The sequence below is a fragment of the Vibrio tarriae genome, from assembly GCF_002216685.1.
Taxonomy (GTDB): domain Bacteria; phylum Pseudomonadota; class Gammaproteobacteria; order Enterobacterales; family Vibrionaceae; genus Vibrio; species Vibrio tarriae.
In genome coordinates, this window is record NZ_CP022353.1 from 1,364,997 (window position 1) to 1,389,495 (window position 24,499).

A 24,499-nucleotide genomic window follows, 5' to 3' on the forward strand; every position below is an offset into this window, starting at 1 on the left:
TTTTTCATCAGCTCACTAAACTGGTTTGATCGTGCTTATCTTGATGGGCGCAATACACAGTATTGCCAGATTGATGTTTCGCGGTGTACATCGCCTCATCAGCAATACGCAATAACTCTGGGAGTTGTGTGGCTTGTTCTGGGTATAAGGCGACGCCAATACTCACCCCAATGTCTAAGCTGTCTTGATTAAATTGGAGCGGTTTCTGTAGCTTATCTAACATCTGATAAGCCTTATTAATAACGCCACTGTGATCCTGCAGAAGATCTAGGCACACCACAAATTCATCGCCACCTAAACGTCCACAAAAATCGGATTCTCGTATTGAGCCTTTGAGCCGTCGAGCGATTTCTTGTAAAACAAGATCTCCCACTTCGTGTCCTTTGGTGTCATTGATTTCTTTAAATTTATCTAAGTCAAAAAACAGCAATGCCAACTTCATGTTTGAGCGCTTCGCTTTAATTAACGCGTGGCTAAGCTGCTGTTTAAACGCACGGCGATTCAAAATGCCTGTCAATGAATCTCTTTCTGATAAGAAGCGTAACTCTGCTTTTTGGCGCTCTAACTTGGCAGTTTTTCTCGCTACTTCGGCTTGTAACTCATCTTTGGTGACTGTTGTGCTTTGCAGTGAAGCCTTCATTTGATTGAAAAACTGAGTTAATTGAACAAATTCTTGTTCATTGTTTTGGTTGGCAATTCGACTGGTGAAATCCCCTTTCGCCATTTGCTCAATCCCTTCTTGGAGAGTTTTACAGCCATGCCGGAAACGACGTAACACCACTAACGCGATGCCACAGACAACCGAAGAAAAAATCAGTAAGTGCGCCATGGTGGTTAACAATACGTAACGTTGATTATTGGTACTCTCTTCCATGATTTGACGCTGAAAATAGACCAGCTCCTCATTCATGTTTTGCACCAAAATATTGTACCGAGAATGAAGTAACTCATAAGTCCCTATACCATCAACCAACTTGGTAATACCTGACTCCTCAGCCATATAGCGCTCTTGCTCTAGCAACCCCGCTAAACTGCTATTCATTCTTTGGATACTAGCTAGATGTTGCCCAAATGCCGTCTCCATCTCTAGTTGTGCAGCCAAAACCTGCTGAGCGCGATAGACCTGCTCTAGGCTATGAGCATCGTTGTATTGCAGAAAGACCCAAAGTTGACTACGTAACATAGCAATGCTGTTCTGGATTTCCAAAATCGTATCCAGCTCGGCATTGGTTTGCTGCTGCCGCTGATCTAAGTTAAGTAATGAGAAAGCAATGAACCCCACCAACAGCAGAGATGCAATAAACAGTAACGTTATTTTGCGATTTAATGAGTTGATCAAGGCTGACCTCCTTCGATTTTCACCGCTTCGCTCAACAGGTCGTCAGCCATTAATTGTCGATAATCGGGTAATTGACCATGCACCAACTTGTTCTCTAATGCCCAGCGCCCTTGAAGTTGTAAGTTAGTCAATAAGGTATTGCCGAGCGAAAGGCGAAACGAATAGTCTTGCCATGACCATCTCAGCTGTTTTTCGTCAATATTCAACACCCCTGCCACTCGGTATCGAGTGCGCTCTGGGTTTTGATGGATCCAATCAATGGCTTGTTTTAGGGCTTTTAAAATCGCAAAACTACGTTGCTTTTCTTCTTCCGTCGTCGGTTTCATGGTTAATAAATTGAACGATAAAGTGTAAATTCCCGGCAAACTCAGGTTGGTCACTTTCGATTCCGCAGCAACCCCAATTTTGTATCCCCAAGGCTCCCAAATCGAAATGGCATCCAGCTGTTTATCAAACAACTGCTGATAAAGCTGATCCGCAGAGCCATACACTTTATCGATTGGAATACCTTTCAAGTTATTAGCCAAAAGTAATGAATCAAAATAAAACTCACTGGCGCTCGCTCTGATCATACCGACGCGTTTGTTGTGTAAATCCGCGACCGAGCGAATCGTCTCGCTTTTTAACGCAAGGAGCTTCAAATCGTTATCTGATTGCACAAAGCTAGCAAGAATAAGAAAATCCTGACGCTCGAAGCTGCTAAACATTGCCACGGATTCTGACGCCGTGGCATAACTAACCTCCCCTTGAAACAACGCTTGACTGCATTGCACTCCACCACTGCACGCCACGAGCTCAACATCAATCCCCTGCTGCTTAAAAAAGCCCAGTTGATCAGCCAGATAAAAAGGGGAAGAAAGAGGTGTTTGTGATACCGCTATTTTGATTGGTGCAGCATTAGGGCTAACGCTAATGGCGGTTGCCAAAGGAGTCAGCCATCGCCACGCTACAAAAGCGATGGCGAGGATCGATAGGTAAACTATCCATCTCCGGGATTGCCGAGCCAAAAACATGCCAACCTCTGAACCTATATGAATATTGTTCTAAAGTTTAGTGTAGTTGCTAATCGGTGATTCGCGAGTGTTGCCGCACATGGACAACACTCAGCGTTTGAATTGAGAAAAGATTGTGTGTCTACCTGATGATTCGTCGGTCATTTACAGGTTTAACTAATGAGTGACATCATCAGTACGTCCACCAAAATCGGCTTGATCATAGATATCCGCCAAGGTTTTTTTGGGGGGTTGTGTACTTCTGCGATATTTCTTCGGTTCAAAGTATTGCTCTACGTGCTGCAAAGTTTCCTCATGCTGTTTTGCAGATTGAAGAAATTCAGGGTTATTCAGCGCTTGCTGACGCAGACGATTAACACGTTCGAGTGTGTCCCAAAACATATTATGCCCTCCTTCACTGTACATAATTACAGCATAGTCAACTTTGTACTCTTGTCAACCGGAACACTGTTTTTTCATACAGTTCTATAGGACGTCAAATGATAGATAAGGAAATGATGTACGTTTCAATCACACGATTGATGCATCTGCATGCAGCGATTATCACAAAATGTGATAGTAATCAGAATAACTCATTGTTTATCAAGTGAATGAGGAATATATTTTCCGAACCAATATCACACATTTAAATCATGAAATTCTATTTTAAACACTCGCTGATTGTACTTAGCTTAATATCTTCATTCTGCATCGCCTCTGAACGATCTGCATGGGAAGAAGTTTACGCAAAATCTCAACATAAACAGGCAGATACCGCCCTAAAGCTTTTACGGGATCGCTACCATTCTCTTCCTGAAGGGGCAGAGAAACTCTATTTGACGTCTAAATTACACGGTTATTTCGTTCTCAAGGGTCAGCCTTATTATGGTGAATTGGGCCATTCTCAAGATGCGTATGCGGTGATCGAGCAACACTTCTTAGAAGCGCTTAATCATGAAGAAAGCCTCAATTATCAGTCCGCTGAGAAGATCTACTTAACGTTTTATTCAGAGATGAAACAAAAAAATGATCAAGATGGAATGGTGCTGTTTGAATATCATCTTTGTCGTCTTTTCCAGCGGCATGGCCGTCCTTACCAAGCTCGTTTCTATTGCTCGCAGATGGATCAGCGCCTTCTCAATGCAGACGATCCCCTATTTCCTCGCTATCGCGGCCTACACCTCGTCGCCAATAATTTGGAGTTTCTGGGAGAATATGAAGAAGCGCTAGAAACATACGATCTGCTACTTAGTATGCTGCCCGATTATGTTGATCCATCCGGTATTTATAACGATGTAGGGCTTTTGATGTCCACATTAGGCCAGCATGAATCAGCATTAGACTATCTTAACAAAGCATTGGAGTATCGGTTTGAGCAAGGCAATCCATTGCTGATCGCGCAAGTGGAGCACAGCTTAGGCGATACTTATTTCAAGCAAGGTCGATATAAAGAAAGCATCCAATTTTTTGAGCAAGCAAAAGCCCACCTTACACCTGCTAATCATCTGTTTGGATTGGCTTACGTTCACCTTGGTTTAGGCAAGGCGTACACTGAACTCAACAACTTTGATGAGGGCGACCAGCAACTACTTCAGGCTCTGGAGTATGTCAGTCAGCATAAAGATCAGCATTTACAGGGACTAATTTATTTATCACTTGCGCAAGCCCATTTCAAAGAGCAGAAATACCCGCAAGCGATTGATTTTGCCAATCAAGCAGTAGCGATCAGCGAGAACGCTTCTCTGCCACGCATTAAAGCACAAGCCTATCTACAGTTAGCCACGATTGCAGAAGATCAACAGCAGTACCAACAGGCATTAAGCTGGTATCGTCAATATGCAGAAAGTGAGTTGTTGCTGCGCAACACTGAGCAGCGTAAAGCTTTTGAAGCGTTAGATCTGACTAAAGCAGAATTAGAACAGAAGCGCGGCGTCAATTTTTGGCGAGAAAGTTACGAAGCCCTAACCGAAAAATATGAAATGTTGAAGTGGCAACGTGTTTCACTTTCATTGTTGATTATTTTATTCGCGTTGACTCTGCCCTTTGCACATTATAGCCGCAGAAAAGAGCGTAAGCAGGCTCAGCAAGATAGTCTGCATGGTGTGCTAAACCGAACCAGCGGGTTAGAACGATTAACTCGTATTGAAGCTTGTCAGCAAGCGAAAAATATTCATCTGCTTGCCTTGTTGGATTTTGATCAACTGAGGCAGTTTAATGAGCGTTACGGCTATGAACGTGGTGACTTTGCTTTACAAAACGCAATCAATATCTTGCTGCAGCAATTGCGTACCAAGGAGTTTGTGTGTCGCTTGGGTGATGATGAATTCTTGGTTGTTATGCCAAACTGCAGACGTACTCTGTTGGAAACGCGGCTGTATGCTCTTCATCACGCATTAAATGGTAAAACGCAAGGCGACTCGAACTCAGCAGCAGGATTGAGTGTCACCATAAGCTATTTAACCGTAGAGAGTAGTTTGGCGAGTTTTACGCACTTTTATCCAAAGCTAGATAGCGCCTTGAGCATCGCCAAACAGAGCGGCAATGGCGGCTTAATCGATGCCGCCGACCCCACTAATGCGCTGATGACTGCTTGCTCTTAAGCGCACTTATTATCACATCGCGATTATCGAGATACGCTTTAAGCCCGGCCTGACGTAAACCACAGGCTGGGCATTCACCACAGCCATCACCTATCAACCCGTTATAACAAGTGAGCGTTTGGTGACGAACCAGATCCAGTGCTCCCAGTTGATCTGCCAATGCCCACGTCTCTGCTTTATTCAACCACATCAATGGAGTGCGAATCATTAAAGGCAGATCCATGCCTTTCGCGAGCGCTTGGTTCATCGCTTGTACGAATTCATGACGGCAATCGGGATAACCGGAAAAATCAGTCTCACAAACCCCAGTAATGACCGTGGTCGCGCCGATTTGGTAAGCATAGATACCCGCTAAAGTTAAAAACAGAATATTGCGTCCCGGAACAAAAGAATTCGGCAACCCATTGGCTTGTAGCTCATGAGAAACCGGAATGTCATCACGCGTCAGCGAGCTGATGGCCAGCTCATTGAGTAAACTCACGTCCATGACTTTATGCGCAGTCACGCCAAGCTGCTTCGCCAGTTGCTGTGCCACTTCTATCTCTAATTTATGGCGCTGGCCATAATCAAAGGTGATCGCATGCACTTCATCAAACTCTTTTAACGCCTGAACTAAACAGGTGGTTGAATCTTGCCCACCACTGAACACGACGACGGCTTTTTTCATGAGGCGCTCCCTTTAAGCAATGTTGAGATATTTATGGGTTTGGATAGATAAACGCCAATTGCGAGCAATACAGGTGCGGATGCACAACTCTGTCGCACGCGGCTTTTGGCTAATCGGCTGCAAAGCGATTGCGGTTTGAGCACTGACCTGAGCTCGTGCAAGCAACTCATCAAGATTGTCGATATCTTTCTCAGTCGCCACGGGATGTTTAATTTCGTTGGCACGTTGCAAGGCTGAATCCAGAATCGGTAACTTCCCTTTCATCGCGACTTTGGGTGACACTGTCACCCAGGTGTTCTCGGTCGCACAGACTTCGTAAGTACCACTGGTTTCAATTTGACATCGGCAACCCATTGCCTCAAACGCTTGAGTTAACTCAGTCAAATCGTAAATGCAGGGCTCACCGCCCGTAATGACGATATGTTTTGCCTGATAACCTTGAGCTTGATAGCGTTGAACCACCTCTTGCGCAGTGGCCTGACACCAAGTTGGCGCGTCACTGGTTTTGAGCAAAATTTGTGAGAATGAGGTTTGGTCTGAGTCTAATGTTTCCCAAGTCTGCTTAGTATCACACCAAGCACAACCGACTGGGCAGCCTTGCAAGCGCACAAAGACTGCGGGCACCCCAGTAAACACGCCTTCGCCTTGGATAGTCTCAAACATTTCATTAATTCGGTACAAGATGAACGACCTAACATGGATAAACAGTTGCAGGTGGCAGACCATAATGGAGATAGCGATCGAGGTCAAATTAAATGCGTCTATCCCCTTCTAAGTTCAAGCTTCAGCGATATTGGCGACCTTTGTTCACCCTAATTGCATAGAGCATCTAGGTTCGTCATATACCGCCTACCTACAACTCCAAGTCATTGGGGTATGACCAGACGACTTAGAGCGACAAATTGCTGCGAATGGAAAGCGTAAAATTGCTCTAATTTTCATTTTTTATTACTGTGGCTCACAGTTTAAGCACGATCTGTATATAATCGAGCTCGTTCTCTTTTTCCACTTTATGTAGGTACCCGATGTACAAACTGATTGCGCTCGATATGGATGGCACACTGCTCAATAGCCAAAAACAGATCTCTCCTCGCACCAAGCAGGCTATTGCTCAAGCTCGTCAGCAAGGCATTCAAGTGGTTTTGGCTTCTGGCCGCCCTCTTGATGGCATGCGCAGTAAATTGGAAGAGTTACATCTGACCACGGAAAATGACTATGTACTCTATTACAACGGCTCTATGGTCGCGAATGTCGGTACTGGGGAGATTATTCATCAGCAAATCATTGATGGCAAAGCGGCTAAGCGTGTGGCAACACTCGCGCAAGAGTTTGGGCTCAATACCCATGCCTTTAGCCAATTTCACGGTTTGATCACCCCTAAAACCAGCCAATATACCGAAGTGGAAGCCAGCATAAATGGCCTCAATATTACCGAAATGGATTTTGCACAATTGGCAGATGACCACCCGATCATTAAGGCTATGATCGTCGGAGAGCCAGAAAAACTCACTCAAGCCATCGCTCAATTACCAGCGCAATGGCGTGAAGAATTTACTGTGGTACAAAGTGCACCCTTCTTTTTAGAATTCCTTAACACGGGCAGTAATAAAGGCATCGGCGTACAAGCGATTGCAGAGCATTTAGGCATTCAAGCCAGTGAAGTGATTTGTATGGGAGATGCGGAAAACGATCACCACATGCTGCAATACGCAGGCCTCGGTATCGCGATGGCGAATGCCATGGAAGAGACCAAACACATTGCGGATCACATTACGCTAAGCAACGATCAAGATGGCGTGGCCGTGGCGATAGAACGCTTTGCGCTAGGCTGTTTCAGCGAAGCTTAAGCTTTGATAGGTAAGCTTTGATGGGTAAGCTTTGATGGGTAAGCTTTAATGGGTAAGCTTTAATGGGTAAGCTTTAATGGGTAAGGCGTATTATGCCTTACCCATTGCTCTCTTTTTCCTTGTCTCTTAACCTTGCTGAGCCATTTTGAGTACTGTGGCTTTGCCTTGTAGCAAGGCGTATTCACTACTTCCGGAAGGGATCAACACACACACGTTTTGTGTTTCTTGCTGAGCTTGTAAGAGTAAAGTGCTCAATTCAACCGACGAGTTGAAGCTCTGCCGCTGTGCATCTCGACGACACAAATCCACAAACGCAAATGGACAATCTTGGGTATGCAGCACCAACTCAGCTTGTTGCATATAACGCAGCGCTTTCAGTGACAACAACTCAACATCCGCTCCAAACTCGATCCACGTCGTTGCAGAAACCTTGTCCGTAGATTGAGTAAGCAGATGAATATATATGCGTTCTAATGACTCTCTATCTTGAGCATTTTTGACTTCCGGATGGGCAAAAAATCGCTCCCAAAACTGACGACGTAGATCAACACTCGGTAAGAAATCTTTGATCGAATTACGCTTTGATGCACCGAAATCCGCCAAAAGTGCAAGATTTTGCGCTAAAACAGCTTCCAAGGTTTCACGAATATTACGAATCAACACTGGAGATGCGCCGCCGCTGGAAATGGCGAGCTGAATGCGGCCTCTTTCAATCATTGAGGGGGTAATGAAATCGCAGTATGGCTGATCATCCACCACATTGACTAATATGCCCTGCTCTTTCGCATCCTTGTACACCTGATGATTCAATTCTGGATTATCTGTGGTTGCCCATACTTGAACATAACGCTTATCTAACCAGTGTGATGAATAAAAATGCTGAATCCAGTGACATTTCCCCTGTTCAATCCAAGCCTGTAAAGCGGGGGCAACTTGCGGCGAAATCACAGTGACTTTAGCGTCCGCTCTCAATAGCGCATCAATCTTTCGGCAGGCCACTTCGCCGCCCCCGACGACCAAAACGGGTTTATTGGTCAAATCCAAAAACAGAGGAAAATAGCGCATAGTACATCTTATGGTTGTCCATCCTTAACTGGCACTCATGCTACCAAAAATGGGGCAAGAAAAGCATCTAATAACCAGAATGAAATAAAATCTGTGCAAATTTCACCCATAAATCAGTGAATCCGACTAATCCTTAACAAATTAATAGAACTATTAATTAGAACTTGGTTCACTCACCGCCACGCCATCCTGTTGCACCACTCTGTCACTCAGTTGCACTATTTACATTTATTTAACACTTCGCCATTCTTGGCGCAGTTAAGGAATGGGGGAATTAAGCAACTCTTTTCACTCGTTGTTTGAGAAATCTGACATCCTTACCTACGCTTACAACTGGTTGATTTGTCAATGTGCAACCACATAGGCATCAACCTATAACTGAAGAAACACAACATAGCTGAACTCTTGTATCAGGTGTCACCTGGTCAAAAACGGATCAAACAGGAAGGATACAAATGGCGAATAAACTCACTGTTCTTGCTTCTGTCGTCGCAGCCTCGTCTGCAATGCTGAGCCTCTCGGCATCAGCCGCAGAAAGCACTCTAGACAAAGTGTTATCTCAAGGTTTTATTACTTGTGGCGTCAGTACAGGCTTACCGGGTTTTTCTAACCCAAATGCAAAAGGGGAATGGGAAGGGATCGACGTTGAATATTGTCAAGCAATGGCAGCAGCTGTTCTTGGGGATAAAACCAAAGTTAAATTTGTACCACTCACCGCGAAAGAGCGTTTCACTGCGCTGCAATCCGGTGAAATTGATGTTCTGTCTCGTAACACAACATGGACTCTGCAACGTGATAGCGCCTTGGGTCTTAACTTTGTCGGCGTGAACTACTACGACGGCCAAGGTTTCATGGTGAAAAAAGATTTGGGTGTGAAAAGCGCCAAAGAACTGAATGGCGCGTCAGTCTGTGTTCAATCGGGCACCACAACAGAACTCAACTTGGCAGACTACTTCCGCAATAGCGGTATGACTTACAAACCTGTGGTATTTGATACTGCAGCTCAAACTTCAAAAGGCTTTGATGCCGGTCGTTGTGATGTTCTGACGACTGACCAATCGGGTCTGTATGCACTGCGCCTCAATTTAGAAAAACCAGACTCTGCGGTCGTTCTACCTGAAATCATCTCTAAAGAGCCTCTAGGCCCTGTGGTTCGTCAGGATGATGATAAGTGGTTCAACGTCGCTAAATGGGTACTGTACGCCATGGTCAATGCTGAAGAGTACGGTATCACATCGAAAAACGTCGATGAGATGATGAAGTCAGACAACCCAGAAGTAAAACGTATCCTTGGTCTTGATGGTCCGAAAGGAACGGGTCTTGGCATTCGTGATGACTGGAGTTACCAAATTGTTAAGCAAGTGGGTAACTACGGCGAAAGCTTCGATCGCACGGTCGGCTCTGGCTCACCACTAAAAATTGACCGAGGTGTGAATGCACTCTGGAATGCGGGCGGCTTTATGTACGCACCACCTATCCGTTAATTGATAACTATAATCCCGACCACCTTAAAGCTGCAGTACGAGACGTGCGTACTGCGGCTTTAAGTAAAAGGAATCTGCGCTTGGCTTAGCTCCGAGCACAAAAATGGATAAGAGGTTATTGTTGTATGAAACCCACAAATAAAGCGACGCCAGAGAATTCTGACGCGCATTCCAAGCATACCAATTTGCTTTATAACCCAACCTTCCGTTCGGTTGTGTTCCAACTTCTCGCCGTTTGTGTACTAGCATTTTTTCTCTACACCATAGTAAACAATACGCTAACCAACCTCGAGTCTAGGGGTATCGCCACCGGATTCGCGTTCTTAGATCAACCGGCTGGCTTCGGTATCAGCCAATCACTGATAGAGTATGATGAGACTTACAGTTACGGTCGAACCTTCATAGTCGGCTTACTCAATACAGCTCTGGTTTCTTTATTGGGTATTATTCTCGCCACACTACTGGGATTCGTATTAGGTATTGCACGTTTATCAAGCAACTGGTTGATTAGTCGTCTTGCCGCTGTATACATTGAGACCTTTCGTAACATTCCCTTGCTGCTACAAATCTTCTTCTGGTACTTCGTTGTCTTACAAGCCTTACCTTCGGCGAAGCAGAGTATGCATTTAGGTGAGTGGGTCTATTTAAATGTTAAAGGTCTTTACTTGGTTAAACCGATTTTTGAAGCCAACAGCATGTGGGTGTTTATCGCTCTCATTGCTGGTGTTACCGCTTGTTGGGTATTGAGCATTTGGGCCAGAAATCGCCAACGTTTAACGGGACAACAAACCCCGATGGGACGATACATACTCTTACTGTGTGTTGCTTTCCCAGTTTTGGTTTATTTTCTACTCGGTCAGCCAATCAGTACGGAATATCCCGTACTACGCGGATTTAACTTCCAAGGCGGGATCTCGGTACTGCCTGAACTGGCGGCATTACTGGTCGCCTTGACCATCTATACCGCATCTTTCATCGCAGAGATTGTGCGCTCAGGGATTAATGCGGTCAGCCACGGGCAAACGGAAGCAGCAATGTCTCTCGGTTTAACTCGTACGAAAACCTTAAAACTGGTCATTATTCCTCAAGCACTCAGGATCATCATTCCACCGCTGACTAGCCAATATCTGAATCTAACCAAAAACTCCTCACTGGCCATGGCTATTGGCTACCCAGACTTGGTTTCTGTATTTGCGGGCACAACCCTCAACCAAACAGGACAAGCGATTGAGATCATTTCGATGACCATGTTGGTCTATCTCACGCTGAGTTTATTAACTTCAGCCTTAATGAACCTGTATAACCGTAAAGTGGCACTGGTGGAGAGATAATTATGGCAACACATCAATTTCAACCTAGCCTACCGCCGCCATCCAACACAACAGGGGTCGTCGGTTGGTTACGGAAAAATTTATTTAATGGCGTGTTTAACTCAATCGCAACCTTGGTGTTAGGTTACTTAGCTATTCAAGGCCTCTTAAACATCCTCGATTGGGCGATTTTTAACGCCAACTGGAGCGGAACCACGCGTAACGACTGCACCCTTGAGGGCGCTTGCTGGGTATTCATCAGTGTCCGCTGGGAGCAGTTCATGTACGGCTTCTACCCCGCTGCAGAACTATGGAGACCAAGGCTATTCTTCTTCACTCTGGCTCTTTTTGTCGCACTACTGGCTTATGAAAAGACACCAAAGCGAGGTTGGATTTGGCTGGTTTTCGTTAACCTCTATCCCTTCTTCGCTGCCCTACTTCTTTATGGTGGTGTCTTCGGGCTGGAAGTGGTCGAAACCCATAAATGGGGTGGATTGTTAGTCACTTTGATCATCGCTTTAGTCGGCATCATCGCTTCACTACCAATTGGCGTTGCACTGGCTTTAGGACGTCGCTCCGACATGCCCATTATTCGCAGCTTATGTACCGTCTACATTGAGGTATGGCGTGGGGTGCCTTTAATTACCGTACTTTTCATGGCTTCGGTAATGCTGCCACTCTTTTTATCTCAAGGCAGTGAGATAGATAAACTACTGCGTGCCTTGATTGGCGTGGTGATGTTCAGTGCCGCGTACATGGCGGAAGTGATCCGTGGTGGTTTGCAAGCGATTCCCAAAGGTCAGTATGAGGCGGCCGATGCGCTAGGTCTAAGTTACTGGAAAAAAATGGGGCTGATTATTCTGCCGCAAGCGCTGAAAATCACCATTCCATCGATTGTAAATACCTTTATTGGTTTATTTAAAGACACCAGTCTGGTGTTGATTATCGGCATGTTTGATGTGCTCGGCATCGGACAATCCGCCAATACCGACCCTAATTGGCTCGGTTTTGCTACAGAAAGTTATGTTTTTGTCGCGTTAGTGTTCTGGATCTTCTGCTTTGGCATGTCGAGATACTCGATTTGGCTCGAAGGCAAGCTCCATACCGGTCACAAACGATAAGTCACTTTGCAAGGAACGTATTATGACGCAACAACTCAACCAAGATTTTATGATTCAAATTAAAGACATGAATAAATGGTATGGTGAATTTCACGTGCTGAAAAACATCAATCTGAATGTCAAAAAAGGCGAACGTATCGTGATTTGCGGGCCATCCGGCTCAGGAAAATCGACCATGATCCGCTGTATTAACCGTCTTGAAGAGCACCAAAAAGGGCAAATCATGGTAGCGGGGAATGAGCTAACCGAAGATTTGAAAGATATCGAACTAGTACGCCGTGAAGTCGGCATGTGTTTTCAACATTTCAATCTTTTCCCTCATCTGACAGTTTTGGAAAATTGCACGCTCGCGCCGATTTGGGTCAAGAAAATGCCCAAAGATAAGGCGGAAGAAATTGCCATGAAATATCTCACTCGGGTGCGTATTCCAGAGCAAGCGGATAAATATCCAGGTCAGCTCTCCGGTGGTCAACAGCAACGGGTTGCCATTGCTCGATCACTCTGTATGAACCCGCAAATTATGCTGTTTGATGAGCCCACATCAGCACTCGACCCCGAAATGGTGCGTGAAGTGCTGGATGTCATGGTTGAACTTGCAGAAGAAGGTATGACCATGCTATGTGTGACCCACGAAATGGGCTTTGCGAAAGAAGTGGCAGACCGAGTTATTTTCATGGATGCAGGAGAAATCATTGAGGAAAATAACCCTAAAGAATTCTTTGAAAACCCGCAATCGGATCGTACACAGAACTTCCTTGCACAGATCCTGCATCACTAATCCGCGGTACTCACTTCATCGTCATTGATTCAGAAGCGTTAATCGCTTCTGAATTCTTTTAAAATCATGCAAATAAAATGAATGCAATCGGTGAATGAGATGAAACATCGTGTTACAACTGCACATAACCTTAACCACCGATTTTGATTATTATTGAGTTAGACAGCACAAGGGGCTTGAAATTTATGGCATTGAGCCTCATAACTGTCCCTGTAGCAATCAGTACTTTTAATAGAGGAAAAGTATGAATACGCCAATGTTTACCAGAACTTCCAGCTTGGAACGTACTCTTGAAACCAACAAGGTTTTGAAGAATACCTACTTCCTGCTTTCTATGACCCTTGTCACCAGTGCGATTGCCGCAATGGCGACTATGGCTATCGGCATTTCGCCTATCGTTGCTTTAGTGATGCAGTTGGCTGCCATTGGCATTCTGTTTTTCGTGATGCCAAAAGCGATTAACTCATCGTCAGGCGTAGTATGGACTTTTGCCTTTACTGGACTGATGGGTGGTGCTCTTGGTCCAATGCTTAATTTCTATGCGGCGATGCCAAATGGCCCGATCGTCATTGCGCAAGCACTAGGCCTGACTGGTATGGTGTTTTTAGGTCTCTCAGCTTATACAATTACCAGCAAGAAAGATTTCTCTTTCATGCGTAATTTCCTATTCGCTGGCTTGATCATTGTGATTGTTGCTGCATTGATTAACATCTTTGTTGGCTCAACGGTGGCTCATCTGGCTATCAGCAGTGTTTCTGCACTGGTGTTTTCGGGTTTCATTCTATTTGATACCAGCCGTATTGTGCGTGGTGAAGAAACCAACTATATCTCTGCAACGATTTCTATGTACTTGAATATCCTGAACCTGTTCACTAGCTTGTTGAGCATTCTGGGTATCATGAACAACAACGATTAATCGCTTAGATCGTTTCATGTTAAGCCCGATGAACTCATCGGGCTTTTTTATGCTTGAGCCACACTTTGAGCTTCGCTACCCTATGCGCAAATTGACAACCACAGAAACTCACCATGCTTGAATATCAAGGCAAAACTATCGACACCGACGCTCAAGGTTATCTTCTTGACTTTACACAATGGGAAGAAGGGATGATCGCTCTTTTAGCAGAGCAAGAAGGGATTGAACTGACGGATGCCCATTTAGAAGTGGTTCATTTTGTCCGTCGTTTCTATGAGGAGTTTAAAACTTCCCCTGCCATTCGTATGTTGGTCAAAGCGATGGAAAAAGAGCACGGCCCAGAAAAAGGCAACAGTAAGTACCTGTTTAAACTCTTTCCGAAAGGCCCCGCCAAACAAGCGACAAAACTGGCTGGCTTACCAAAACCGGCGAAGTGCTTATAAGATTTAAAAACTCCATAGCGAAGTCATCGTATTCGGCTTCGCTCTTACACTCTTCCTACTTAATGCTACAAAATTTCAAACCCTTGATAGTCATGACCTGTATCACTGCTTAAGCGGCGCACTTGTCGAACGCTGGCGGTTTTAGGTCCTTCCTGCAACCATAGATATAATTCATCTAATCTGTCAGGTGAACCACAAGCCACAACTTCTACATCTCCGTTATTGAGATTTTTCGCGTAACCCGTTAAACCCAACTTCAGACCTTGATGAGACGTGTGATAGCGAAATCCCACACCTTGCACATGGCCTGATACGATAAACTTACTGCATTGTTTTTCCATCTTTTCATCCTGATTCATGCCGATGTTCAGACCACAGAATGCTTTCTTTCCTGTGGCATAAGAAAGCCATATTCATCGATACGACTTTAATGAAACTGGTTCAAGCATAGCCGATATCCACGTTATCCCAACCCTCACACCGCAAGGAAGGGGCTTTTCTTTTGCTTTTCTTCATCAGTTCCACGACAATAGCCGCCCATTTCTATTTCCATCTGAGTAGCGTAATGACTCCTGCAATTTATTTGGTCAAAGGTCGAGACAAATCTTTGCGTCGTAAACATCCGTGGATTTTTTCTCGTGGGATCAGCAAAGTCGAAGGGGCCCCTGAACTGGGAGAAACTGTCGATGTTTACTCCTTTGAAGGCAAATGGTTAGCCAAAGCGGCCTACTCACCGCATTCACAAATTACCGCTCGCGTCTGGAGCTTTGAACAAGAGCCAATTGATCGCAATTTCTTCATTAAACGCATCGAACAAGCACAATTGTTGCGCAACGATATTATCGAACGTGATGGCTTAACCGGTTACCGTTTAATTGCCGCAGAATCAGACGGCTTACCTGGTATTACTATCGACAAATATCAAGACTATTTGGTCTGCCAACTACTGAGTGCCGGTGCCGAGTATCAAAAACAAACTCTGGTCGAGGCATTATTACATTGCTTCCCTGAGTGCAACATCTATGAGCGTTCCGATGTTGCGGTGCGTAAAAAAGAAGGGCTGGAAGAGCGCGTAGGTGTACTGCACGGTGAATTACCACCTAAATCGGTCGTGATTGAAGAAAATGGCGTTAAGATCAGCGTCGATATTGTCGGTGGACATAAAACGGGTTTCTATCTGGATCAACGCGATAGTCGCTTCCAATCCATGAAATACGTTAAAGATAAAGAAGTGCTGAACTGCTTCTCTTATACGGGTGGTTTTGGTTTATATGCGCTGAAAGGCGGAGCTAAGCGTGTTATCAACACGGATGTCTCTCAGCCAGCTTTAGATACAGCCAAATTCAATGCCGAATTGAACGGTTTCGATATCAGTAAAAAGCGGGCGGTGTTCTTGAATGCCGATGTGTTTAAACTGCTGCGTGAATACCGCGACCAAGGTACACGTTTTGATGTTGTTGTCATGGATCCACCTAAATTTGCCGAATCCAAAGCCCAACTGGATGGTGCATGCCGCGGCTATAAAGACATCAACATGCTGGCAATGCAAATCTTAAACCCTGGTGGCACCCTGCTCACCTACTCTTGTTCCGGGTTAATGGATCAAGTGCTATTTCAGAAAATCATTGCCGATGCGGCTCTCGATGCTGGACGCGATGTAAAGTTTGTTGAGCGTTTTGAACAAGCGGCCGATCACCCAACAGATACCGCTTATCCTGAAGGTTTTTATCTCAAAGGCTTTGCTTGTAAGGTTTTATAAGCGATGGCGTGAGCGAACGTTAGCAAGCATAGAAAAGCGGTCTCAATGGAGGCCGCTTTTTACTTGCCACTCTTCACTTTTCACCACGCGGTTACGCCCGAGTTTCTTCGCCGTCAATAATGCATGATCCGCCAGCTTCAAAACGGTTTCATAACTCTCCGCCTGCTGCGCATCGGCAAACCCAATACTCACTGTCACATTTAATCCCGGTGCTACTGCAGACAGATCAACCTGCTCAATCTTACAACGCAGCTTTTCAAAATAGCCCCAAGCTTGCTTAGGATCCCCTAGGTATAAGATGGTGAACTCTTCACCGCCCCATCTCGCCACTCGGGTTTTGTCGCCAACATACCCAAGTAACTCTTGTGATACCGCTACAATGGCTTGGTCGCCGATAATGTGCGAATAACGGTCATTAATCTGCTTGAAGTGATCAATATCCAGCAGCGCAATACTGACTTGATGTTCTGGATATTGAAGACGTAAAAAGGCTTGTTTGAGATACATGTCAAACGCGCGGCGATTGGCAAGCCCAGTTAAAGCATCTTCTTTTGATAACCTTTCAAACTTTTCCGCTTGCAGACGCAACTTTTGGGTTTGTAGAGCAACCTGCTCCACAAGGTAAAGTTCGCGCCGTTTTAGCATTCGAATACGCCACATGACAAGTGAGGCCGCCAACGCTAACAGCAACATGCCAGCCATAAAAATTACTTCTTTGCGCTGCCACAAATGAGGTTCAATAGTAAACACGTAACTAAAAGTGGCATCATTCCACTCACCATACGGATAACGGGCACTCACAAAAAATCGATATTTACCTGGTGCTAAATTGGTGTATTCCGCTTGGGTGTTATGACCTCGATATGACCAGCCCCGATCAAACCCTTCGAGTTTTGTTCGATATTGCAATCGCTCTGACATCACAAAACCTAGCCCCACATATCCAAAGCTCACCCGGTTTGTGCCCGCCGCGGCAAGGTGTTGCTGATCAGGATTAATGCTTTCGCTGTCAAAACTGACAGATTCCAAAACCACAGGTAAACGCAATTCACTCAGTTGCCGAAGACGTTGCACCTTTATACTTGAAACGCCTTTTGCGGTCGCAAAAAGAAGCTCACCATTCGGCAAACTTGCAGACGCAGGGTTGGTACCTCCATTTGCCTGACTGGTTGCCATTCCGTCACCTTCATCAAAATGCTCAAATTCAAGCTGCGTGTTCATACCATCAGCGACTGCTAACATCTGATCATAGTTGAGCTTCCACACCCCGCGGTTACTCGACAGCCAAACATGTCCCTCACTATCACGTAGCATTTGAAAGAACTTATCAATCGGTAAGCCTGCTGCTCGACCCACTAAAGATAGACTGCCATCACTCAATCGATAACGAACAATGCCTCGATCAGTTGCCATCCAAACATAGTCTGGCTCCATATAGAAACCAAACACATACTGTGCTTGCTCCAGTGCTGTTAAATCAATCGGCCGGATCTTGCCTTCAGTATCAAAATAGGCAACGCCAACCGCTGTACCAATCCAGAGCTGGCCTTTCGCATCCATGGCAAGTGCCATAATGTAGTCGTCTGGGAGTGGTGAATTCTTCTTATTGTAAGTCGTTAGCATACCTTTAGGCGTTCGCTTAACGATGCCATTTTGCGTACCAATCCACAGGTTATCTTTTGCGTCGGTGACTATGGCTCTAACTTCATTACTGGGTAAACCGTTATTTTCATCCAGAACAGAGCGCAACTGGCCATTCTGCCAAAGGAGTAATCCCTTTTGTACAGAACCTATCCAAACACTCTCGTTTTGCTGATCCGCTTTCGCCAGGCTTAATATGGATGGATGAATAGTAACATCTGGAGTCAGCGCGCTATGCGCCAATCCGTCTTCAATAATACTTAATCCACGGCTAGTACCGACCATGACTCGTCGCTCATCTAATGGCAACAAGGTACGGACATAATCACCCACTAATCCTTTATCACTGTTGATGTTGATGAAGGGCGCATCACGCAACCGCATGATGCCAGCGTTGGTACCCACCCATACACTGCCTTCGATATCTTGATACCAAGAGAGAACTCGGCTATCGGGTAAACCACGGCTCGGCTCTAAGAATTGCAGTTGCTGATTTTTCAGGCGAGCAATACCGCGATTGACAGTACCAATCCACCAGTTTCCCGCGCGATCTTGCTCAACCAGAGTCACCATGTCTTTTTCTAACGGTGAAAACAGAGATTGAAAGCTTTCTTCAGTATTGATCCAAACTCCATGATCGGTTGCCACGACAAGCTCTTGATTCAAACTGATGGAAATATAGTTAATTCGCTCATAGCGCCCTATAGGAAGTTCCATAACTGACGATTGCCAATTATTAAAGCGATACAACCCTTTGTCGGTGGCCGCAAATACTACACCTTGTTGATTTTTGACTAAGCGATAAGCGCTGACATCGGTCAGTAGCCATCGATCTTCGCCATAACGATTATCGCCCAAATATGGCCGAACCATTACACCAAGACCTTCAACCGCTAGCCATAAGTTTTGCGCATCATCAATCAATGCACTATTGACTAGGCTAGGCGCAGAGGGAAAAGATTGCCAGCCATAACTCTGCCTTTGAGTGATACTTCCTCGAGCACCTGCCACCAACAACCCATTGTTATACATTGGTAGTAAGGTGCGAGTACCTGAATCTGCCATTCCTGTTTGCGGACTACGATCAAACACCTGAAAATTGATGCCGTTATATCGCACCACACCTTCCCAAGTGGCAAACCACAAATAACCGTCTCGTGTCTGGGCAATACTATTAATACTGTTGTGAGGTAAGCCATCAGTGGAGGTCCAAGTCTCCACAAAATAGTCTGAAATATGTTCGACTACGGCATAAACAGATGAACTGATGATCAGTAAAATCACTGAACAAATCCGCCCCCCGCAGCAAGCTAAAAGCCTAATTCCTGTCATTATTCTAATGGTCCTTTACACTGGAAAACCGCCCCATTCTGGGTCTCAATGTTTTCTAGCATTAAGCTGGATAATTTTATTATTCGCTGATCATTTGGGCGTAATACAAAACACCAAATCACCGAGGATGATAAGCGTTTTTTGATTTTGAAGCCTAGCTTTCCTTTACTCACTTGTCATAACAAGTGACTCAGGTTTTACTGACATTGCAAGACGACAACGATATCCGTTCAAGATGCTTGGCTATACTCTTCCTTTTTATTGTCCGCCAAGGTTTCATTACTTTTTCTTTCGTCGTCAATTGAAGTGATGGATTATCTAATTTCTGATCACACTAATCACCATGTTTCTCTCATTTTTGTCGCACACAATTCATTATAAAAAATAAACTTTTCTGCTGAATTTTGCCAAAATTTCAGCCGAAAGAGTGAACGTAAGCATTCTATATTGAAACCGTTTGTCGATTATCTGCGTATTAGAATATACCCTTAAAAACACTCCGTATTTGTTTGGTTAATAAAGGTCTACACTACCACTAGATCTATTCTGAGCTATAGCTCGGAATCGCACAGGCATATCTCTTCAATAAGGAAAAAATAATGATTCAAATCGGACAAACCTTGCCAAATGTTCAACTGAGCCAAAGAACCAGTGAGGGTACGCTGACTCACTCTGTGAACACTTTGTTTGCTAACAAAAAAGTCGTACTGTTTGCCGTGCCGGGTGCCTATACTCCGACCTGCTCAGAAGCGCATTTACCTGGTTATGTAGTACTGGCAGACAAATTTAAAGAGAAAGGCATAGACATGATCGCTTGCGTTTCGGTTAACGATGCTTTCGTGATGAAAGCGTGGGGCGAAGCGCAAAATGCGAGCGAAATTTTCATGCTGGCTGATGGCGATGCGAGCTTTACTAAAGCCTTAGGTCTCGAAATGGACACAGGTAACTTTGGTGGTGTGCGCTCTCAACGCTACGCCATGGTGATTGAAAACAACGTAGTCACTCTACTCAATGTTGAACCACCAAAAACCTTCGAACTGAGCAAAGCGGAAACTGTGCTAGCCAGTTTGTAATTCTAGTCAAGAAACCCCGATACCTTGCCTTTTGGCTAAGTGCCGGGGTTGATGTTGTTTATTGATCCACTCACCCTTTCAAACATGCATGCTCTAAAAGCGATGATTTAAACGCGGATAACTTTCTAATAACTGCTTTGCGTGCTCAAAATCAAAATTCTCAATTGCTGAGATCAGCGCAGCTTGCTGCGTTGAATTCCACTGAGTGACTTGTCGAATCGACTTGCTCAGATTCAATGCGGTGACATCATAATCATTGATCGCCTGTTGCAATTGTTGATACCACAATCCCCAATCTACGTTTGCCGCTAGCTGCGGCCCCTTATGCTGATTTTCCCATGCTGAGAGCTCATCATCGACTTGAGCAAGTACGCTTTGAGCCTGTTGAATCTGTTCAACGGATGGGCACACTTGTTGCTCTAAACACTGTTCCATCTCTGCTGCTAACTGAGCTAAGGTATCCAATCCTAAATTCGCAGCAGAACCTTTCAGAGTGTGAGCCACTCGAGTCGCAGAGCTCCAGTCTTGCGCTTCGATTAATCCAGCTAAACTTTGTAAATCAATTGTTTGACTATCAATAAAGTGGCGCAGAATTTCAAAAAAGCGTTGTTGATTGCCCCCGATCCGAAAGATGGCTTGTTCCAGATCCACACCGGTCAGCTGAGGTAGATCAAACAATGTGCTACTCGCGACTTTCGATACGCTTGGTTTGTCTAGGGAGTACGATGAAGAGTTCTGTACATCACCCGCTTTAAGAAATTGCCTAAGTACCTGATAAAACTTATCCACTTCAATCGGTTTGGAGAGATGATCATTCATGCCCGCTTGCAAGCAACGTTCAATATCTATCGCCATTGCATTGGCGGTCATGGCAACGATAGGTAAGTTCTGCCAACGCGGATTGGCTCGAATATGCTCAGTCGCAGTGATCCCATCCATGACCGGCATCTGCATATCCATTAACACCAGATCAAAATCGGCCTGCTCTAGCCTATCTAGCGCTTCTTGACCATGATTGGCGACCACAACGTTAAGACCAGTGTCTTGCAGTAGCCCAAGCGCAACTTCTTGGTTAACCTCATTATCTTCCACTAGCAACAGACTCTGCCCGACAAAATTGGGGCGACTGTTTTGCAGCGCTTCGTTCGTCTTGTGGCGCACATGCTCAATACCATAGCTGGTCACAATCGCATCCAGCAGATTCGACGGATTAACCGGTTTGACAATTAAAGCGTCAACCAGCTTGCTGTTCTCACCTTCAAGGTTAATTTCACGGCCATAAGCGGTGACTAAAAAGCTTTTCATGTGGCCACGAAGGCCGAGGGTTTTCACCCGAGTCAGTAACTCGATGCCATTCATTCCTGGCATGTTCCAGTCAACAAACAACATATCAAACGGTTTTTGCTGAATTTCTGACAGCGCCTCAAACCCATTACTCACAGTAACGACATTAAAACGCATTGCGGTCAGTAAAGAGTCAAGGATATGACGAGCAGAATCATTATCATCCACCACTAACACTCGTTTATCCGCTAGGCCATGCACAGGTTGGGAAATATCGCGCATTTTGGCGTCTTGCAGACCACACACTACCGAGAACTCAAAGGTTGAACCTTTGCCCTCTTCGCTATGAACGGCAATCTGTCCTCCCATCAGCTCGACCAGTTGCTTACTAATGCTCAAACCAAGGCCAGTACCACCATATTGACGAGTAATGCTGCTATCTGCTTGTGAGAAAGCATCGAACAAATCGTCGAGCTTGTCTTGGGCGATACCAATTCCCGTATCTTTGACCGCAAAACGCAGCGTCACTTGCTGTTCATCCAATTGGCTAACTCGGGCAGACAATACAATTTCGCCTTGAGAGGTAAATTTCACCGCATTGCCACACAGGTTCACCATCACTTGGCCGAGTCGTAGCGGATCGCCAATCAGTCCTAATGGGATGTGTGGATCAATATCCATCAAAAACTCAATGCCCTTTTCTTGTGCTTTCAACGAAACGACGGCCGTCACATTATCCAGCACATCATCAAGATTGAAATCGATCCGTTCCACATTGAGTTTGCCGGCCTCCATTTTGGAAAAATCCAGAATATCATTGATGATGCCGAGTAAGTTTTTGGCGGATTCATTAATCCGAGTCACGTATTTACGTTGAGTGGTATCGAGTTGGGTGTTCAATGCCAAATGGGCCATGCCCAAAATCGCATTCATAGGGGTACGGATCTCATGGCTCATGTTTGCTAAAAAGTCGCCTTTGGCCTGACTCATCGCATCAGCCGCCTCTTTGGCCTTGCGGAGCTCGTATTCCATCTCTTTGCGCTCGGTCATATCCAGCAAAATACCGACGATGCCATTGATCTTGTCTGCTCGATCGCTAAAGGACGCTTCATATACCAGCATCTCACGCTGAACACCGGTGTAATCGACCAGAGAAACTTCGTAATTTTGGCTACTTTGTTGCTGAGTCAACACTTGGTGCGCCGTGGCAAAGCGATCAGCCACTGCAGATGGGAAAATATCTTGCGGCTGTTTATTAATCACTTCGCTATTATGCAAACCCATTAAATCTAAGAACTTAGCATTCACTGTGAGGAATTTACCATCCGCACTCAAGCAGTACATCGGATTGGGAGTTGCATCGAGGATCTCTTGATTGAGCTGCGATTGCTCCAGCACTTTTCTCTCCGCTAGCCGTTGCTGCTCCGCATTTTGGCTAAGTTGAATCGCGACAGAAAGATCATCGAGCATCTGCGACAGCCAGTGATATTGCTGTATTGTCAACATGCCGACAGTACCCAACTCAAGTAGCGCAATAGGTTGATTGTTGACTTGCAGAGGCAGGTAATACACCTCATTCAGTGTGATAACCCCTGAGGTAGAAACCACTTGGAAGTTGCCATTGAGTGACTTCATCGCATAAGGCTTACCCGAACGCAGCACACTAAAATGTGTCGTCGTTGGATCACTGTAGTCACGTTGTGCGGATTCGGCCTGCCCTACTCCTGCAATCCGGGTCAGTAACCCATTTTGATAGATGTAGAGGCCAATCAGTTCAACCGGAAAATGGTGCAACAAAAACTGTGTAACTTGGTTGCACAAAGCTTCCGTGGTCGGGTGATTGCGAATGATGATGTTGAAATCTTTCACCAAGGTATTAAAGCTTAACTGTTCGGCAATATGGTGAAATACCACATTTAAACTGTCGATAAAGCGTTGCAATTCTCCATACGCTTTTTGAGTCAAGGTAAACTCATAATCTTCACTGCGTACTTGCTTAACCACCGTTTTCAATAAAATGCTTAACGGAGCAACGTAAACAACCCAAAGAAGCGCAAAAGACACAATGATCACCAACAGAGACAAACTGACCAATACTGAGTTAACTTGCTCATAATATTGTGCTTTTTCATCGGCCGCTCTCACTTGAGATTCAATACGCCCTACGATATTGGAGTGCGCAGAACCGATGGCCGCCATGATTTTGGCTTTCTCCAAAAAATATTTTTCGCTATAGAGCAAAGAACGCGCAAAGTTAAGATCAGATTCTCCGGTGTAGCGGTATTCCCCCGCAAACTCTTTTTTCCATCCCTTCACTGCCATGAAGGCTTCACGCTCCAATGCCACTAGCTGATCCGATAACGACAAGGCATTTTGTAATTCGAGAAACTCTACTGACCCAATGCCAGATTGACGAATGCGCTCAATTAAAGAGGGATAGCGCTGATTGGCATTTGGAGTCAGCTCACTCGAATCGTTAAGAACAACCACATCCCAAAACTCGTAATCATTGTTGGTTGGCGCTGGCAATTTGCCACTGCGTACATCCAAAACCTGGTTAAACATACGCAACCAGCGCTCATTGCCTGTGCTAGCATACGCTCGGGCAAACTTAGTCAAATGGTCTGAGCTTTGTTTTAATTCTTGAGACAGGCGATAGAAGTGAAAAAGCTGTTCACTATACTGATGACTCTCTAGTCTGAGATCTGCGACTTGCCGAGTCACTTTAAACATGGCAATAGCCAATATCGCCATCAAGCAAAACAGTAGTACAAACATCGCTTTTATCGAGCGCATGTTCTCTCCTTCTACACATTGTATTTATGCAGCTTATTCCCGAAGTTTAGCT

At 45.1% G+C, this 24,499-nt stretch carries 19 protein-coding genes; 10 read left to right on the plus strand and 9 right to left on the minus strand.

What is annotated here, in order from left to right; genetic code table 11:
- Positions 1–7: 7 nt before the first annotated feature.
- The 3 genes from CEQ48_RS11900 to CEQ48_RS11910 form a co-directional block, all read right to left on the minus strand.
- Entirely contained in the window at positions 8–1,339 is a 1,332-nt protein-coding gene (locus CEQ48_RS11900; RefSeq protein WP_089071390.1) for a GGDEF domain-containing protein, read from the minus strand.
- Positions 1,336–2,352: an ABC transporter substrate-binding protein gene (locus CEQ48_RS11905; RefSeq protein WP_089071391.1), complete on the minus strand. Its 1,017-nt coding sequence runs from the start codon at positions 2,350–2,352 to the stop codon at positions 1,336–1,338. Before CEQ48_RS11905 ends, CEQ48_RS11900 begins: the two co-directional genes overlap by 4 nt.
- Positions 2,353–2,508: 156 nt before the next feature.
- On the minus strand, positions 2,509–2,733 hold the full coding sequence (locus CEQ48_RS11910; protein ID WP_181710871.1) for a hypothetical protein: 225 nt from the start codon (positions 2,731–2,733) through the stop codon (positions 2,509–2,511).
- Positions 2,734–2,984: 251 nt separating this feature from the next.
- Between CEQ48_RS11910 and CEQ48_RS11915 the strand changes: the two genes are divergently transcribed.
- Positions 2,985–4,931, plus strand: coding sequence for a tetratricopeptide repeat-containing diguanylate cyclase (locus CEQ48_RS11915; protein WP_089071393.1), 1,947 nt, complete (start codon positions 2,985–2,987; stop codon positions 4,929–4,931).
- Here the strand turns inward: CEQ48_RS11915 and queC are convergent.
- On the minus strand, positions 4,903–5,598 hold the full coding sequence (gene queC / locus CEQ48_RS11920) for a 7-cyano-7-deazaguanine synthase QueC (RefSeq protein WP_089071394.1): 696 nt from the start codon (positions 5,596–5,598) through the stop codon (positions 4,903–4,905). The two genes, CEQ48_RS11915 and queC, sit on opposite strands and share 29 nt — an antisense overlap.
- Positions 5,599–5,610: 12 nt before the next feature.
- Positions 5,611–6,261: a 7-carboxy-7-deazaguanine synthase QueE gene (gene queE / locus CEQ48_RS11925; RefSeq protein ID WP_000464250.1), complete on the minus strand. Its 651-nt coding sequence runs from the start codon at positions 6,259–6,261 to the stop codon at positions 5,611–5,613.
- Positions 6,262–6,623: 362 nt separating this feature from the next.
- On the opposite strand from queE, the gene CEQ48_RS11930 reads away from it, so the two are divergent.
- Complete coding sequence (locus CEQ48_RS11930; protein ID WP_089071395.1) at positions 6,624–7,445, plus strand: Cof-type HAD-IIB family hydrolase; 822 nt, start codon at positions 6,624–6,626, stop codon at positions 7,443–7,445.
- A 126-nt stretch (positions 7,446–7,571) separates the two neighbouring features.
- On the opposite strand, the gene CEQ48_RS11935 is transcribed toward CEQ48_RS11930, so the two are convergent.
- On the minus strand, positions 7,572–8,510 hold the full coding sequence (locus CEQ48_RS11935) for a precorrin-2 dehydrogenase/sirohydrochlorin ferrochelatase family protein (protein WP_032474670.1): 939 nt from the start codon (positions 8,508–8,510) through the stop codon (positions 7,572–7,574).
- A gap of 455 nt (positions 8,511–8,965) precedes the next feature.
- Here CEQ48_RS11935 and CEQ48_RS11940 point away from each other — a divergent pair, with 455 nt between their 5' ends.
- The 6 genes from CEQ48_RS11940 to CEQ48_RS11965 all read left to right on the plus strand — a co-directional run bounded on the left by CEQ48_RS11940 (position 8,966) and on the right by CEQ48_RS11965 (position 14,562).
- The gene (locus tag CEQ48_RS11940) at positions 8,966–9,994 is read left to right on the plus strand and encodes an amino acid ABC transporter substrate-binding protein (protein ID WP_001284567.1); all 1,029 of its coding nucleotides are present in this window, start codon (positions 8,966–8,968) and stop codon (positions 9,992–9,994) included.
- Between the two features lie 125 nt (positions 9,995–10,119).
- On the plus strand, positions 10,120–11,325 hold the full coding sequence (locus tag CEQ48_RS11945; RefSeq protein ID WP_089071396.1) for an amino acid ABC transporter permease: 1,206 nt from the start codon (positions 10,120–10,122) through the stop codon (positions 11,323–11,325).
- 2 nt (positions 11,326–11,327) lie between these two features.
- A complete protein-coding gene (locus CEQ48_RS11950; RefSeq protein ID WP_000190762.1) occupies positions 11,328–12,425 on the plus strand; it encodes an amino acid ABC transporter permease in 1,098 nt (365 codons plus the stop codon).
- 22 nt (positions 12,426–12,447) lie between these two features.
- Positions 12,448–13,203 (plus strand): amino acid ABC transporter ATP-binding protein, encoded by a 756-nt coding sequence (locus CEQ48_RS11955; protein WP_089071397.1) that lies wholly within the window; start codon positions 12,448–12,450, stop codon positions 13,201–13,203.
- Positions 13,204–13,447: 244 nt separating this feature from the next.
- Positions 13,448–14,119, plus strand: coding sequence for a Bax inhibitor-1/YccA family protein (locus CEQ48_RS11960; RefSeq protein ID WP_089071398.1), 672 nt, complete (start codon positions 13,448–13,450; stop codon positions 14,117–14,119).
- 113 nt (positions 14,120–14,232) lie between these two features.
- Positions 14,233–14,562: a TusE/DsrC/DsvC family sulfur relay protein gene (locus CEQ48_RS11965; protein ID WP_000895407.1), complete on the plus strand. Its 330-nt coding sequence runs from the start codon at positions 14,233–14,235 to the stop codon at positions 14,560–14,562.
- Positions 14,563–14,627: 65 nt separating this feature from the next.
- Here the strand turns inward: CEQ48_RS11965 and yccX are convergent, their stop codons facing one another.
- Positions 14,628–14,903 (minus strand): acylphosphatase, encoded by a 276-nt coding sequence (gene yccX, locus CEQ48_RS11970; protein ID WP_089071399.1) that lies wholly within the window; start codon positions 14,901–14,903, stop codon positions 14,628–14,630.
- A 224-nt stretch (positions 14,904–15,127) separates the two neighbouring features.
- Between yccX and CEQ48_RS11975 the strand changes: the two genes are divergently transcribed.
- Positions 15,128–16,321: a class I SAM-dependent methyltransferase gene (locus CEQ48_RS11975; RefSeq protein WP_089071400.1), complete on the plus strand. Its 1,194-nt coding sequence runs from the start codon at positions 15,128–15,130 to the stop codon at positions 16,319–16,321.
- A gap of 42 nt (positions 16,322–16,363) precedes the next feature.
- Here CEQ48_RS11975 and CEQ48_RS11980 read toward each other — a convergent pair whose 3' ends face one another.
- The gene (locus CEQ48_RS11980; RefSeq protein ID WP_089071401.1) at positions 16,364–19,294 is read right to left on the minus strand and encodes a diguanylate cyclase; all 2,931 of its coding nucleotides are present in this window, start codon (positions 19,292–19,294) and stop codon (positions 16,364–16,366) included.
- A 599-nt stretch (positions 19,295–19,893) separates the two neighbouring features.
- Here CEQ48_RS11980 and CEQ48_RS11990 point away from each other — a divergent pair.
- Entirely contained in the window at positions 19,894–20,367 is a 474-nt protein-coding gene (locus CEQ48_RS11990) for a peroxiredoxin (protein ID WP_089071402.1), read from the plus strand.
- Between the two features lie 93 nt (positions 20,368–20,460).
- Here the strand turns inward: CEQ48_RS11990 and CEQ48_RS11995 are convergent, their stop codons facing one another.
- A complete protein-coding gene (locus CEQ48_RS11995; protein WP_089071403.1) occupies positions 20,461–24,447 on the minus strand; it encodes a PAS domain-containing hybrid sensor histidine kinase/response regulator in 3,987 nt (1,328 codons plus the stop codon).
- Positions 24,448–24,499: the final 52 nt, after the last annotated feature.

Excerpts from the sequence above, each read along its gene's own strand:
- CEQ48_RS11905 (WP_089071391.1), bottom strand. The coding sequence starts at position 2,352 with ATGTTTTTGGCTCGGCAATCCCGGAGATGGATAGTTTACCTATCGATC.
- CEQ48_RS11910 (WP_181710871.1), bottom strand. The coding sequence starts at position 2,733 with ATGTTTTGGGACACACTCGAACGTGTTAATCGTCTGCGTCAGCAAGCG.
- CEQ48_RS11915 (WP_089071393.1), top strand. The coding sequence starts at position 2,985 with ATGAAATTCTATTTTAAACACTCGCTGATTGTACTTAGCTTAATATCT.
- queC (WP_089071394.1), bottom strand. The coding sequence starts at position 5,598 with ATGAAAAAAGCCGTCGTCGTGTTCAGTGGTGGGCAAGATTCAACCACC.
- queE (WP_000464250.1), bottom strand. The coding sequence starts at position 6,261 with ATGTTTGAGACTATCCAAGGCGAAGGCGTGTTTACTGGGGTGCCCGCA.
- CEQ48_RS11930 (WP_089071395.1), top strand. The coding sequence starts at position 6,624 with ATGTACAAACTGATTGCGCTCGATATGGATGGCACACTGCTCAATAGC.
- CEQ48_RS11935 (WP_032474670.1), bottom strand. The coding sequence starts at position 8,510 with ATGCGCTATTTTCCTCTGTTTTTGGATTTGACCAATAAACCCGTTTTG.
- CEQ48_RS11940 (WP_001284567.1), top strand. The coding sequence starts at position 8,966 with ATGGCGAATAAACTCACTGTTCTTGCTTCTGTCGTCGCAGCCTCGTCT.
- CEQ48_RS11945 (WP_089071396.1), top strand. The coding sequence starts at position 10,120 with ATGAAACCCACAAATAAAGCGACGCCAGAGAATTCTGACGCGCATTCC.
- CEQ48_RS11950 (WP_000190762.1), top strand. The coding sequence starts at position 11,328 with ATGGCAACACATCAATTTCAACCTAGCCTACCGCCGCCATCCAACACA.
- CEQ48_RS11955 (WP_089071397.1), top strand. The coding sequence starts at position 12,448 with ATGACGCAACAACTCAACCAAGATTTTATGATTCAAATTAAAGACATG.
- CEQ48_RS11960 (WP_089071398.1), top strand. The coding sequence starts at position 13,448 with ATGAATACGCCAATGTTTACCAGAACTTCCAGCTTGGAACGTACTCTT.
- CEQ48_RS11965 (WP_000895407.1), top strand. The coding sequence starts at position 14,233 with ATGCTTGAATATCAAGGCAAAACTATCGACACCGACGCTCAAGGTTAT.
- yccX (WP_089071399.1), bottom strand. The coding sequence starts at position 14,903 with ATGGAAAAACAATGCAGTAAGTTTATCGTATCAGGCCATGTGCAAGGT.
- CEQ48_RS11975 (WP_089071400.1), top strand. The coding sequence starts at position 15,128 with ATGACTCCTGCAATTTATTTGGTCAAAGGTCGAGACAAATCTTTGCGT.
- CEQ48_RS11980 (WP_089071401.1), bottom strand. The coding sequence starts at position 19,294 with ATGACAGGAATTAGGCTTTTAGCTTGCTGCGGGGGGCGGATTTGTTCA.
- CEQ48_RS11990 (WP_089071402.1), top strand. The coding sequence starts at position 19,894 with ATGATTCAAATCGGACAAACCTTGCCAAATGTTCAACTGAGCCAAAGA.
- CEQ48_RS11995 (WP_089071403.1), bottom strand. The coding sequence starts at position 24,447 with ATGCGCTCGATAAAAGCGATGTTTGTACTACTGTTTTGCTTGATGGCG.